The organism is Bradyrhizobium sp. USDA 4486, from assembly GCF_054057995.1.
In genome coordinates, this window is sequence record NZ_JBSRZV010000001.1 from 4,666,919 (window position 1) to 4,680,632 (window position 13,714).

Sequence of the window (13,714 nt, forward strand, 5' to 3'; positions counted from 1 at the left end):
AAACCGCTTCATCCCTTTGTCGATTCCTCTTGCAACGCGGGCGTGGTCCATAGAGCGTGAAGGCCTTCGTCGTCACCAACAATCGCCGCGCTCCCGGCGGAGTGTTCGTGCTGCACGCGAGCGCAATGCCCGACAATCCGTATGATGAGCACCCCCTGCGGGACGTCATCGAGCGCACAGAGACGCTCACCGGCTGTCCGATCGAGCGGGCCTATGTCGACGAGGGGTACCGCGGCCACGATGCGCAGACTCCCCGTCGCATCTTCATCTCCGGCCAGAAGCGCAGCACCTTCGGTGTTATCAAGCGCGAGCTGCGCCGTCGCTCTGTCATCGAGCCCATCATCGCGCACATGAAGGCCGAAAGCCGCTGCTACCTCAAAGGCCGCGCCGGCGACGCCGCTAATGTCGTCCTCTCGGCCGTCGGCGACGACTTCCAGCCGCGTCCTCGCCCGGCTCAGAGAACTCTTGGGCCTCTTCCTCGAGTTGCTAATGGCGAACGCTCGCCTTTCCAACACAGCTCAATCCGGCTTCTTAACTCAGGAGTTGGAGCCTGGAGGCCAAAGTGCGGTTCATTTGGCCACTGGATCCGGATGCGAAGAAGACCGATGCCGTACCACAAGCGGCACTCTATCGCTTAACTAGTCTCGTATCGAGTCACCTGCGCGCCCCGCGCTCCGTCCCGGCAAAAGGATACCCTGGATAGCCGCTAAAAGCGGAACTTAACAAGGACTTGCAGAACGCAGGCGTGAGCTTGCCGCGGTGGATCACGACGTCTTCGTGACCCGTTGCAGCTCGAGCGTTCTGCCAGAGGCGATTGTAGCCGCGCTGTTCGTTGGATTTCACGTGGCAAGCGGCGAATTCGGCCTCATCCAATGTCGTTAACTGCCACGCATAGACCGGCCGCTTCGTATGGATGTGCACCCACATCGGATTCACCGTACCATTGCGCAGTGGCGTAGGCTGCAGCTTGAGCTCGAACAGCGTTCCTGGCTCACCCTTCAGCGCGCGCGGTGACTCCAACGGAGCCAACTCCTCGGCCGCCTGCAACCGTTCGAGGTACTTCTGCGAGGGAAACGCATAGGTCTTCATGCAATCGATCTCGATCGAAGCCTTTTGCGCCTTCGCAGTACGTGCCTGCCCCTTAACCTCCGACAACATCGCCTTGAGGCGGACTATTTTTTTTTGCACTTCGGGCACTTGGATAGGCGTGAGTAGGCCGCGTCGGCGAGGTTCGTCCAGCGCGGTTACACAGGCCTCAATCTCCGCGGATTGGCTCTGCAGCCGCTCAACCACGGTGTCCACGACGTGCTCGGCATCTTCGGGCTTCATGTGGCGCGCTTGCGAAACGGCTCTTTGCTCACTGCGCAGATCGAATTGCAAGAGTTCGTCCAATCGCGCGAGCAGGCGCGTCAGTGTCTCCTTCGATGGCGGGGCCTGCCATATTGCCAAATGTTCCCTCGCGGACGATGACATCCTCGTATGCGCCTCTTCCGCGCTCGCGAGTTTCTTCGTGCCCAGATCCGAGAGCACAATAACCTTGGTGGTTCGCGCCGTGTCGGCTTCGGGCCTAGCGAGCTGCGGCTCGGGCTGCCCGGCTGCCGAGCTCCCCGCACCTCCGGCCTGCCTCCGCTTGCCCTTCCCTTTCCTTCGCGCTGGACTGCCTTCGGCCGCCGGCTCGTTGCCAGCAGTGTCGGCCGGTAACGCAAGGCCAGCCTCCGTTGGCGGTGCAATGATGGCTGGTGTCTTCGGCTGCACTGCTAGCAGGCGCATGACCTCATGGGCAGTGACCCACGATCCTTCCACGATCTGATCCAACAGATCCAACGGAAGCTCGGGACTTGCTCCCTTATTCCTTAGCTCGGCAACCATGTTGGGCAACGCCGACGCAAATTCCGATAGCCGCTCCATGACCCCTTCCAGAACGGCGCAGTGCTCTGCGTCGAGGGCTTGTCCTTTGCTGTGCAGAACAGCGTCGCCCGTTGAGAGGAATGCCGGAACAACATCGCCCATGAAGGTTCCGAGTAGACGCGCCCGACCGTTCTCACCCAAGAGGATTTGCCTGACGGCCGGGTCGAGCGTGCTCGCGTGCGACTCAATCATGACCCGCGCGAGAAGGACTTGCGATTGCAGATGCACACACCTCGTATTCAGTGCCCAGCCGGTATGCAGCCGTAGTGTCGCCTGTTCGGCCTGTCGCATTTCGGCCGTTGCACTTGGCAAGCTGGCAGTGGCTGCGCAGACGGACTGCATCCGTTCAGAGCGCAATGCCTTCTTTTCCCACCACTCCGTGCAGGCCAAATAGTGTTTCGCCACACTGGAAGCCGCTCGGATTAGCTGGTCGGGCGGAGCATTGGATTGGCGCATCCGCTCGAGTATCTTTCCCGCGTTCTCCCTACTCTTCTCCAAGGCGTAGATAGTCGGTTGGGCCAGCGCGTTGCATTCGTTCCCCGCATCCAGAGTCCGGTCGCGAATTCGGCGAGCCTGATCTTCGGACAGAATGCTGCGCGCTACATCTGGAGACAGGCTCGCGTAGTAGTCCAGAACTGCTGCGCCTGCTTTGACAACCTGATCGATCAGCTCTTGCGCCTCAGACGAGCTCTGAGCGCCCATGGCAGCACTGTGGCAAGCATCAAGTTCCTCAAGCAGGTCGTCCATATTTTGTTTCGCTGCGTTGATCCCCTCACCGCTTGAGGAAATGGGGACTGCCACACCCGAACCTGAGGGCAGGCTCGCGAGCGTCGCCATTCCATCTTCAGACGCTAAGCGCATCCGCTCCACGACGGAGTTGAAAACTCGGTGGCCTTCCGCAGGGACAAAATTTGGCTCCGAATGCGCACTGCTCGATACCGACGTGGTGTCGGCTCCCGCAGCCCCAACGTGCGGTTCGCCAGGTCGGCCAATGCCCGTCATGTTCCATCTCCAATACGGTCAACAATGCGCAGCGTCCCTGGATAGGCCGCCTGGCTGACGGCTGGCTGACGGCCGGCTCACGGCGGATGCTCTCCGAATGCACAACCCCGCCGTCCGAGTTCCAATTTCATGGAAGCTGTTGTGGTGCTGAGGCAGCAATGGGGATGACCCATAAGGTGCGGGATAGTCGATTGTAGCGCCGGTCCGCATTCCGCCGCCTCGCCGTGACCAGTATGGAAATGTGCGCTGTCAGAAATGGCCCTGCCAAAGTCATTCCCGAATACCGGAAGCCGTCGAGCATGGCGAACCGCAGGGTCGATTGTCAGGCTTTCGGCAGCAGCAAAGCTCTTATTAACCGGGAGGAGATGCTATTGTTCGACCAAAGAGTTTCGGATCCAACTATGCGTAGATCTGGCTCGATGTGGAACGTTCCGTCAACTCGACCTCTTCTTCTCGCGTTCGAGTGAGCAGAACCTACGCTGCGCAAGTCCTTTTCAGAATGGGACCTCGCCGAGGGTGCTGGCCAGTAAGCGCACTTAGAATACGCTCATAAAAATAGCGCAGTGAGCGTGCCAAGCACACCGAGCGCCAATCCACCACCAAGATTGCTCCGACCGATATCGCGACGATTATGCAGGTATTTCGAGATGCATGTATCCCAGTGCATGTCCGAAGACGAGAAGGATACCGCCGAAGGGTATCAGCAGAAACATCGGCAAGAGCGTTGTCAGGTCCCCCCGGCCTTTCCAAACTGCTTTGAGGCAATCAGCCCTGCGATTATCGAAAGCGCTACTAAGAAATGGCGTCCACCGCTCAATCTTCAATGCCGCGCTCAGCGCCTGACGTATCGAAAGTGCTGTCAAGGTGGTTTCCAATCAATGGACAGCATCTCCTGGCTGCCTTGGACGGCTTGAGCGTCGACCTACAGGATGCATGCAGATGATCCGAGGCTGGCGGCATGGGCCTGAACACGACCGCGGTCCGGATCAAGGTGACCTCTCAGAACCGGAGGTGACGCGGCGGCTCTTCAATATCGTTCAGGAGATCGGCGCGAAGACGATCCATTATTTCTATGACTTCGGTGACAGCTGAGACCAAGTGATCAAACTCGAAAAATGGTTCGACACCACGACATAGAGGGACTTCCCTCCCACTCAAGGACGTCGGCGGTGCGCCCGGCTATGCCGAATACCTCGACGCCAGCGGCGACCCTACCCATCTGGAATATGAAAATATGCGCCTCTGGGGCACGCCAGCACAGTTCGATCCCAACCTCGTCGCCCCGAGGATACTCGATGCCGGCGCCAGCGCATTGTCCAAAATTTGGAAGCCGCGGCGTCGAGGCACGCGACTCAAATAGATGTCAAGCGTCAATCATCAAAAGGGCCGCAGAGCTACGCTTACAATCCGCTTACCGGTCTGCAAGCCAACTCGGCAATGAAGAGGCGAGGAACTTCAGCTCGTTCACTTCAGCCGGAGTGAGTTTCTGGCTGACGGACCGCAGCGTTTGTCTTGCCGCTTTGGGACCAACCCAGGCAAGCGCGCGCACGCTCGTCGGCTTGCGTGGGATAGCTGCCAACCGGGCGCATGCTTGAGCTCCACCATCTGCTTGCCGATGTAAAGCTCACGAGAAGGACCGGACGTTAGATATAATCTAGCATCCCAACGGAGCAATCCCGGTTGCTGCCACAGAGCAGACAACAGCAGACCTCCTCAACGTTCCCGAGGTCCTCACTTAACGAGTAACGCACATTTGCTCCATATGAAGTCCAACATCAGCGGAACAGGCAGCCGCAATAGTGTGGCGGGCAAGCCAGAGGAATGAAGTTCAGAACTGTCGAAGAGCTCAAGCTAAATGATCTCGAAGTATCTCAGACGTTCAAAGTCGGTGACCCGATGTTGAACGGCTTCCCACTCCCAACGGCGCGAGCAAGAAAACGCTTCGACAAATCTTTCTCCGAAGACATCACTTGCCGCCGCAGACTCTGCAAACCGAGAAGTTGCCTCTGATAGGCTTTGAGGCAGTCTCGCGGACGGCTGACACATTTCCGCGCTTGCATCACCGACGATCGAAGCCGGCAGTTCCGGACCTGTCTCGACACCCAATATTCCCGAACCAATCGCACTTGCGAGCGCGAGATATGGGTTCAGGTCTGCGCCAGGCAGCCTATACTCCAGGCGATGGGCAGATGGCTCTCCCGGAATGGTGCGAATTGCGCAGGAGCGGTTGTCAACTCCCCAGCTTGGACAGATTGGTGCCCAGCAGCCAGGTACCAATCTCTTGTAGCTGTTGAAGTTCGGCGCAGCGAGCACACAGAACTCATTCATGTATTCTAGTTGTCCGGCGATGAATTGCCTCATAAGCTTCGAGACGTTGCCGAACGCATCACCGTCGTAAAACGCATTCTGACTATCCGAGGACATAGAGATGTGAATATGCCCGGACTGGCCGGGCCATTCCTCGGAAACCTTGGCCATAAATGTAGCCATCATGCCTCGCGTTTGCGCCCAGGCCTTTATCATCGACTTGAATACGGTTGCTCGATCGGCAGCTTCCAGCGCATCACAATGACGAAGTGACGCTTCGACCACGCCAGGTCCCGTTTCAAAGTGCAGTCCGCTGAGAGGTATTCTAGCCTTCTCACAAAGCGCCAAGATCTCATCAAACAGCTCATGTTGCGCGACAGAGCGCGCAATCGAGTAGCCGAACGGGCCGCGAGTTAAAGGAGCCCACTCGCCGAACGGCTTTTCTTCAATCGTGTCTGCGTTCTCCTTAAACAGCATGAATTCAAACTCGAACCCGACAGTGCAGTCGTATCCGTGGTCAGCAGCCCTTCGCAAGACCCTGCGCAGAACACCGCGCGGGCAAATGTTCTCATGTGGGCCCGTGAACTCCGCGAGGTAGAGATATTGATCGCCGAGATGAGACACCGAACGGCCGGTGCCTGACAGAATACGCAGGTCAGCGTCCCCGAACGCTGATAGCGGCTTTTGCGTAAAACTGGCCGGAATGACCCGGTCCGCACAATCCCACGCCAGCACCGCTTCAGAGAACTTGACGACTTTGTCTCCATCCGAGAGATCTTCACCTAAGACGTGTTTGCCTCGCAGAACGCCATCGAAGTCGCTTACGCCGACCATCGCCGAGCGGGCTGGATTCGCTCCGGTCAACCTGGGATCAGTTGGCATTAGTCGCGATCCTGCATCACTAACTCGAAGACCTGGTCCATCCGCATTGCTCGCAACTTGCGATAGTCATTCTCAAGCTGAGTCAGGTCGCTATTCACCAGATAAACGATGCCTGGTGTCGACGCCAAGTCGATCGTGGGAACCAGGTCATGACCAATTGGAACAAATGCAATGGCATCCGCGAAGCTCGGGAGCTCGCGGATTGCTTCGAGTCCCGGGTAACCGGCAACGACACCGCCCATATCTGAGATCAGCGAGACGCAAAGTGCGTGAGCCTGCCGCCTGTAGGGCCCGCGCAGCCTCATATATTCACCAAAGCCCTTGGGATCTGCGTAGCGCCAGGCCGTCAGGCTCATATGGTTGTGCCCCAACGCCATCGTTCGTGCTTTTGCCGACATGGTCCCTTGAAGCCTCGCTCCGAAGTCCACCAGAACCGGTCCCCGATCATCGACGATGATCTCAGCATGAGCCGGTCCGTCGACGATCTGTAGCGCCTGCAACGCACGCAACAAATAGTCGGATAGTTCCTGAACGATTGGTTCGCTGCCGTCCAACAATCTCTCAAGTGAGCAGACCGATGATGCCCCCTCAATAGGAACCGTGTCATAGGTCCAGGCCTCTGTAACGAAAGCTTCCCCGCCGATCGAGACGGCATTTACGGTGTACTGCTGGCCGCTTATTTTTTCTTGCCCGAGGGCAAAACGATTCAACACTCCGACACGGTTCGTCTTCCCGACAATTGTGCTTAGAGCCCGCTGAATATCAGCATCTATCGAGCAAAAGAATACATCCTCGGTACCCGTACTGTTCAGCGGCTTGATCACGATCTGATCGAACTTCGCTTCACGCTTCCAGCTCGCGATCTCTACAGGATTGTCGGACACGACTTGTCTGATGGATCGCACGCCTGCAGAGGTCAGCGCGCAAGACAATCGCGCTTTGTCACGCCGAGCAGCGGATAGCGCGGTTCCATTTGACGGCAAGCCCAGCCGCTCCGCCAAAGAATCGGCGAGTTCAACTCCGGTCTCGCAGCCCGCGATAACGAACTCCAATTCCCGGCCATGCAGAGCCTGAAGATGATATTCAACGGTTTCGTCATAGCCCATCCCCTCGCTGGGGCGAATGACTTCATCATAAAGATCCGCATTGAAATGCGATCGGAATATGGGCGCAATCTCTGCAGCCGACATCACATGCACCGTTCCAATTCCATAGCGCTTGAACTCTTCCGGTAGGTATCGACCGGTAGAGTATGCGTCTACGATTACACAATTCCGTTGTTTCATGCGGATCTCCGATACTGCAAGTAGATGTTGCCGACAGCGACAGCCGTAATGAGAGCGTTTCCAATGAACGTATGTGACGAAGGCAAGATGCGAGAATCGAAGTACTGGAACAGGAAGGTGATGATAGGGGCGGTTGACAGGACCATGTTGACGGTGAAGGGCTCTACGCGCCGAATGCCCTGCTGGATCAAGAGCAATGGAACAATGATCGTCGACAGCCCAATTGCTGCGATCGCAAACCAATGCTGCGAGATCTCAGGCACGATAGATGAATAGTCGACCAGTCCAAGCAGCAAGAGAATCGTTCCATAAAAGCGATGCGCCAGGACTTGTCGGCCAGAAAACCCATGGTCGAACAGCAGTTTGACGAGTATATTTGTAAGAGCCAGCGATAGCCCGGCCACGATTGCCAAGACGATGCCAAAGGACGATCGAGCCCCCCACTCCACACCTGCGTTGCCGCTGGCCGAGATCCAAATCATGTAACTGCCGATCGTTGCGATCGTAACGCTCACGACAATATCGGATGCTGGAGGGGCACCCTGGCGCCTGATCAATGCGTTTAACCACACTGTCGCGGTGGGCCCGAGTGCGACCATGAAGGCGACGACGATCGCGGGTTCGGCGTATTTCAGTCCGATAAATAAACCGATCCAGCTGATTGCTGTCACGACATTGAGCGCGACGAAGACCAGGAGCGACCATTTCGCCACCGTTGCCTCCTCTCCCTCGTGGCGAGCCAGGAGATTGAATATCAGACATACCGCGGCGAAGGACAGCAGGAGCGCGACGAACACATCCGCTTGCTGAAAGTACGACGCTGCATAAACCTCACCTGCCGCGCTCACGACGACATAAAGCTCCACAAGGAACACTCCCAAAGCGTAGCGATTCGCCAATCGTCCAGTCTTCCTGTGCCCGCGAAGCGACGCGCGGCCCTCGCAGGACCGGACGCGTGCGTCGGCTCCGAGGGAATGTCCTTTCGACGTGCACGGACCACGTTTGGTTTGAAATGTCACAATCCGCCTCTAGCTCTTCTTAGTCCGGTAGTAGCCAACACACGCCTCTCCAAACGCCTTGAACAATTGCTTGCTGAGGAGATCGCTTGAGACGTGCCATTCGGGGTGCCATTGCACACCGATTTGCAGCGTCGGGGCGCCAATGACCGAAGCCGCCTCGACCAAACCGTCAGGCGCCCACGCCTCCCGCCTCAGCGCCGGGGCAAGCGCCTCGATGCCTTGATTGTGCAGCGAGTTGACTTGCGCTTCGATCATCCGCGCGATTGGAAAGAGCGCGCCATCGGAACATATCTTGACGCTGTGGGCGGCGTCGTACTGGCGGTCTCTTGGACGATCTGGCTTCTCGGCATGCATCGCGCCACTTTCCGGCCTCCACTCCGCAAGCGATGAGCGGAGCGTGCCGCCGAAATAGACGTTGAGTTCCTGAAGCCCACGGCAGATGCCCAGAATAGGCATTCCGAGCGCGATGGCGCTCTCTATAGTTACGGCAGAGAGCCTGTCCCGCGGACGGTCGAGGATCCCAACCTCAACGTCCTGCTGGTCATGCTCCGTCAAGGACGCGGGCGCTCTCAGGACGGAGGGGTCGATGTTCGATTCATCACCTGTCAACACCAAGCCGTCGAGCCGGCGCATGATCGCTGGGACGACCTCCTCCCTCGCATCTTCGGCGTCGACCGTCGGCAATATGACGCAAGCCACGCCCGCATGACGATGGAGTGCCTGCAAGTACTTGCGCCGCAACCAGTCGCGATGCACAGCATCGACCAGAAGACGGTTCGAAGTGACGCCTACCACGGCTCGGGTGCTCTCTGGCCGTAGCAACGTCACGCCACCTGCCCTCGTGTGCGAACCTGGGCAACGGACTGCTCATACAACCGTCGATTTCGCTCTTTTAACTGATCTATGACGCTAGGTTGACCTTGAGGTCCCTTGACAAAGAGCCCGCCCCAGGTCGCGGCAACCTTCGCATAGTTCGGATCCTGCATTCGGATTTTCTGAGCTTTGCGCAACAGCCAAAACGGGATGCCCGGCGAAAGGTGATGCTCAAGGTGGTACTCATCCAAATTCTGCCCGAGGATGGCCCGCTCGAGGAAATTTCCTTTCCGATTCCGGGTGAGATAGACGTTCTGCGTCTCGGTTTCGCACATAGGTGAGTGCTCGGCGAGCTCTATAAACCAGCCGAGGATCTGAAACGTGGTGAGATAGGGCACGATCCAAAACAGGACGACGATATGGAGCAGCCCAACAGCATATGACCCACCCAGGATGCTGATCCAGAAGAGAAAGAAGCCATACTTGTCGATAAGTATGCCTGAGCGGCTCTGATCCTCGACATCTGTGACCGAAAATCGATTCGCCCAAAGATACTTCAGATACGCCACCGTCGCGCCGCCGAAGATCGGCTTCCAGATCATGTTGAAAGCGTACCGCTCCGGAGGCTGCACGTCGTAAACGCCGCTGGCCAGGAAGAACTTCAGGTCGGGGTCCTTATCCGGGTCTCCAAGATAGGGGTGATGCAAATAGACGTGCGAGATCCGATAGGCCCAGTGGCGCTGGAACAAGGGATACGAAGCGAACAGAATGCCCAGGACGTAGTTCCAGGTCGTGTTCTTCGCGAGCGTGCGGTGAGCCGCATCATGAGCGATGGTTGTCAATCCGCGCTGGTAGGCACCAATTAGAAGGACGGCCAGCGGGTAGAGCCACCATGAGACTGACACAGTCGCGAGCGTGCACGCTGTGATGACAGCGTAATCTTTGGCAATATAAGCAGCTCCCGTTATGTTGTCGGGTCTCAGCTCAGAGAGCTGCTTATTGATCTCTCGGCTGAATTGAACGGCCTCATAGCGTGATGACCTCAATTTCCAAGCATCTGCCTGATTCATGAGAACTTCCTCCTGATCGCCTTGCTGGTTGTCAGATTGCGGAAAGCGCCTTGTCCAGATCGCGCAGGATGTCGTTGACATCTTCGATGCCGACGCAAAGCCGGATCGAGCCGCCAAATATGCCGGCGGCTTCGCGCTTTTCCCGCGGGACGGTGGTGTGGGTCGTCGAGACAGGATGGGTCACGAGCGTGCGGGCGTCGCCTACATTCGAAACGTGATACATCAAGTCGACGTTCTGGATGAACTTGCGCCCGGCTTGTTCGTCCTCCACTTCGAACATAACCATCGCCCCGTGTCCGTATGCAACATTGAGTGTCTGTTCGACGACTTCCCGATCGGCGCCTTCAAAGAGCCCCGGGTAGAAGACACGGCGCACTTTAGGATGCTCCTTGAGAACGTCGGCCACGATCCTGGCATTCGCGCAGTGCTGCTTCATGCGAAGTGGCAGCGTTTCAAGCCCCTGGATCAGTTGAAAGCTCGCAAACGGGGCGATCGCCGCGCCGGTATCGCGCAACCAGGTCATGCGAGCCTTAAGGAGAAACTCGCTCTTTCCGAGATCGTCGACATCGCGCACCGCGTTATGCCAGACAATTCCGCCATGCGCATCGTCGGGACGATTGAACAAGGGAAAGCGAGAGGCTCCCCGGTAGCTAAACTCGCCGTTGTCAACGATCAGTCCGCCGAGCGTCGTACCGTGGCCGCAAATATATTTTGTCGCGGAGTACGTCGTAATCGCAGCGCCGAGATCTGACGGCCGGCATACCAGTGGCGTTGTCGTATTGTCCACGACCAAAGGCACGCCGTACTTTCGGCCGATCTCGGCCAGCTGTTTGACGGGGAGCGGAATCAGACAAGGGTTCGAAATCACCTCTCCGAACAGGCATATCGTGCGATCATCAATGGCACGTTCAAACGTCTCGGGCTTTCGAGGATCTGCCGTCCTCACGCTGATCCCAAGACGCTTTAATGTGTTGTGGAGCAGGTTCCAGGTATTGCCATATAGATACGGAGAGGCGACGACATTGTCTCCCACTTCGCCACTTGACAGGTTGACGATAGCCAGGAACGTCGCCGCTTGACCTGACGCGACCGCGAGCGAGTCCCTTCCCATATCGACGGCGGCGTAGCGCCTTTCCAGCGCGCGAGTCGTCGGATTGATGATCCTCGTGTAGGTGAACCCGTCGGCCTTGACGTTGTAGACGTCAGCAATGTGGTTTAGATCGCCATCGAGTTCATAAGCCGTATTCTGGTAAATCGGCACTGCGACGGCTTTCGTCACTGCGTCGCGTCGATAGCCCGCATGCAGAACCGCGGTCTCGGCTGAAAACGACAGCTGCGGTTCTCCACCCGTTCGAGCTGGCATCTTTACGCGAGCGCCACATGTCTCTTGGGCCGACATCAGCGGAGCTGACCGACCCTGACTGGAGCGGAAATATGTACGAAATGCGCAGCCCAACTGCACGATCCAGCTGGATTGGATTTCTCCAATGCAACCGATACGGAAACTCCGCGTCGGAAGATGCAGCTTCGAGTAGACGTAAAGGTTGTGGGCTGCCAAGTGGCGGTACAGCCCGTCGAATCCTGCCTGGTCCACGATTCCGGACGGCGCACCGAACGCGACGCAGACCGGCGATTGTAACTCGGTCGACAGCAGCGGCGACACTACTCCTTCGAGTTCTTTGACGAGATCGTCCCTAATCTTCTCATACCTGCGGCGCCTCGCATCAATGCCCTCCTCGTGCAGAATCTCCAGGGCCTTTGTCGTTGCCTGAACGATGTGGGTTGGTGGAGTCGATCGCCACTCACCGCTGCGCTCGAGCGAGAGCCATTGATCTCTCACGTCGAGCACAAACGACCTCCGTTCTTGAGCCGCATTCTCGAGCAGCTCGCGAGACGCGATGACAAACGCTACTCCCGGCGGCCCTTCTATGCACTTGTTGCTCGAGGTGACCAGGACGTCAGCTCCTCGCTGGCTCAGATCGATATTAAGGGCACCAAAAGAACTCATCGCGTCGATGATGGTCTTTACGCCACGTCGCCTCGCCTCCTCCACGATCGCGTCCAGCGGATTGACGATTCCGGTTGTCGTCTCGCAATGCACCAAACATAGATGCGTAACCCCAGGATTTCGGCTCAGATACTCGCCAATTTCTTCAGGATCCAAAGGATCGGTCGCTCGCTTGACGAGCTTCAGCGCTTCGACGCCCCACAGCCGCAAGATTCGTAAAATGCGCTCGCCATAGATGCCGTTTATGCAAACGAGCGGCCTGTCCGCTCGGGACACAAATGAAGAGAGCGCGGCTTCCATTGCAAAGGAGCCGCCTCCCTGAATAGGCACCACCGAATAGTCCTCAGCATTTCCCAACAAGCTGAGCATCAGCCGCCTCATGCAGGCGGTCACTTCCTTGAACTCGCAATCGCGCGATGCAAGATCAAGCTGCATCTGGCTCCTGACCGCCAGCGATAACGACAATGGACCAGGCGTCAGCAAAGAGCGCTGTCTCGTCAAACCATTCCTCCTCAAGTTGTAGTGTCAATTGATCTGGATAACGCCAGCCACCAGGGAGCCCTGTGGCGAGCATCGACTTCCTAGGTCAACAGCTTCGGGCCAAGCGCCATACGCGGGTCCGTTTCGGGTGGGCGTCCGAAACCCCTGCCGGATGGCAACCTCCGTATCTCATCGCAGATGCGGAGCGATCGCTCATAAAGCTCATCACGGATGCCATTCACATCTCCTAGACATTGGCTTTCCGAGCGGGCGCTCGAACGCAGGTGACGCTGACGCGCGATCTCATCCCAACTGTCATCCATGTGCAGACTTAAGCGCCGTCGGCTTCTAGCCGGCGCGAAGCAGTAGGTCGGTGACCCACCTTACGCGGTGGACCTGCTCTATTCAGGCAAACTCGGCGTTAGGAAAACGATGCAGTCGGATGTCATCGCGCCTGGATGCAGACCATGCCACGACACACTTGATGATCGTTGTCGGCAGCGGCAGTCTGATGCGTGGGCTTGAGACTCGATGCATTCGCACTCCGTCGCTTTTTGGAGGATTTCGGACGCCAATCACTGTCGTTGTCCATTTCGAGATCGTACAACTTGACGTTAGGGGCGTTTCAACCCTCTCCGGGCAGTTTCTCGTGTGAATTTTTCCTGACCGCACTCGCATCGGCCCGCGCAACCGGACGTAGATGGGAGACTGCGGAGATTCACAGCGAGCTGAAAACAATTTGAGAGTTCGACATCAGGACACTCGGCCTCCGCCTGCGACCGCATACCAGCAGGTAAGGATGGCCCAGTCTTCCCGTTCACGTATTCCTCGCCATACCGCAGATGGAGGTACCGAGCTTCTCCGCCATGCGGCCGAGATCCTCCTCGATAGCTGGTACCTCGAAAGTGTACGCCTCGCCGCACATGACCACCGCTGTCA

8 protein-coding genes and 2 pseudogenes are annotated in these 13,714 nt (G+C 57.6%); 3 read left to right on the forward strand and 7 right to left on the reverse strand.

Annotation, left to right across the window (positions count from 1 at the left end):
* Window positions 1-56 precede the first annotated feature (56 nt).
* Window positions 57-535: pseudogene (locus ACVWY3_RS22545) on the forward strand (IS5/IS1182 family transposase); the annotation flags it as partial.
* Between the two features lie 119 nt (window positions 536-654).
* Here ACVWY3_RS22545 and ACVWY3_RS22550 read toward each other — a convergent pair.
* The gene (locus ACVWY3_RS22550) at window positions 655-2,910 is read right to left on the reverse strand and encodes a hypothetical protein (protein WP_456840446.1); all 2,256 of its coding nucleotides are present in this window, start codon (window positions 2,908-2,910) and stop codon (window positions 655-657) included.
* A 939-nt stretch (window positions 2,911-3,849) separates the two neighbouring features.
* Between ACVWY3_RS22550 and ACVWY3_RS22555 the strand changes: the two genes are divergently transcribed.
* Together ACVWY3_RS22555 and ACVWY3_RS22560 are read left to right on the forward strand one after the other, a co-directional pair.
* On the forward strand, window positions 3,850-4,002 hold the full coding sequence (locus ACVWY3_RS22555; RefSeq protein WP_456840447.1) for a hypothetical protein: 153 nt from the start codon (window positions 3,850-3,852) through the stop codon (window positions 4,000-4,002).
* 115 nt (window positions 4,003-4,117) lie between these two features.
* A pseudogene (locus ACVWY3_RS22560) lies at window positions 4,118-4,270 on the forward strand (plasmid pRiA4b ORF-3 family protein); the annotation flags it as partial.
* Between the two features lie 491 nt (window positions 4,271-4,761).
* Here the strand turns inward: ACVWY3_RS22560 and ACVWY3_RS22565 are convergent.
* The 6 genes from ACVWY3_RS22565 to ACVWY3_RS22590 form a co-directional block, all read right to left on the reverse strand.
* Window positions 4,762-6,099: a glutamine synthetase gene (locus ACVWY3_RS22565; protein WP_456840448.1), complete on the reverse strand. Its 1,338-nt coding sequence runs from the start codon at window positions 6,097-6,099 to the stop codon at window positions 4,762-4,764.
* On the reverse strand, window positions 6,099-7,385 hold the full coding sequence (locus ACVWY3_RS22570; RefSeq protein ID WP_456840449.1) for an ATP-grasp domain-containing protein: 1,287 nt from the start codon (window positions 7,383-7,385) through the stop codon (window positions 6,099-6,101). The genes ACVWY3_RS22565 and ACVWY3_RS22570 overlap by 1 nt, the downstream gene beginning before the upstream one ends.
* The gene (locus ACVWY3_RS22575; protein ID WP_456840450.1) at window positions 7,382-8,284 is read right to left on the reverse strand and encodes an EamA family transporter; all 903 of its coding nucleotides are present in this window, start codon (window positions 8,282-8,284) and stop codon (window positions 7,382-7,384) included. The genes ACVWY3_RS22570 and ACVWY3_RS22575 overlap by 4 nt, the downstream gene beginning before the upstream one ends.
* Window positions 8,285-8,413: 129 nt before the next feature.
* Window positions 8,414-9,199 (reverse strand): gamma-glutamyl-gamma-aminobutyrate hydrolase family protein, encoded by a 786-nt coding sequence (locus ACVWY3_RS22580; protein WP_456840451.1) that lies wholly within the window; start codon window positions 9,197-9,199, stop codon window positions 8,414-8,416.
* A gap of 29 nt (window positions 9,200-9,228) precedes the next feature.
* A complete protein-coding gene (gene rtxC, locus ACVWY3_RS22585; protein WP_456840452.1) occupies window positions 9,229-10,287 on the reverse strand; it encodes a dhydrorhizobitoxine desaturase in 1,059 nt (352 codons plus the stop codon).
* Window positions 10,288-10,318: 31 nt separating this feature from the next.
* Window positions 10,319-12,730 carry a 2-aminoethylphosphonate--pyruvate transaminase gene (locus ACVWY3_RS22590; RefSeq protein WP_456840453.1) on the reverse strand — a complete coding sequence of 804 codons (2,412 nt, stop codon included), beginning with the start codon at window positions 12,728-12,730 and terminating at the stop codon, window positions 10,319-10,321.
* Between the last annotated feature and the right edge of the window lie 984 nt (window positions 12,731-13,714).

Excerpts from the sequence above, each read along its gene's own strand:
- ACVWY3_RS22550 (WP_456840446.1), bottom strand. The coding sequence starts at position 2,910 with ATGACGGGCATTGGCCGACCTGGCGAACCGCACGTTGGGGCTGCGGGA.
- ACVWY3_RS22555 (WP_456840447.1), top strand. The coding sequence starts at position 3,850 with ATGATCCGAGGCTGGCGGCATGGGCCTGAACACGACCGCGGTCCGGAT.
- rtxC (WP_456840452.1), bottom strand. The coding sequence starts at position 10,287 with ATGAATCAGGCAGATGCTTGGAAATTGAGGTCATCACGCTATGAGGCC.
- ACVWY3_RS22570 (WP_456840449.1), bottom strand. The coding sequence starts at position 7,385 with ATGAAACAACGGAATTGTGTAATCGTAGACGCATACTCTACCGGTCGA.
- ACVWY3_RS22565 (WP_456840448.1), bottom strand. The coding sequence starts at position 6,099 with ATGCCAACTGATCCCAGGTTGACCGGAGCGAATCCAGCCCGCTCGGCG.
- ACVWY3_RS22590 (WP_456840453.1), bottom strand. The coding sequence starts at position 12,730 with ATGCAGCTTGATCTTGCATCGCGCGATTGCGAGTTCAAGGAAGTGACC.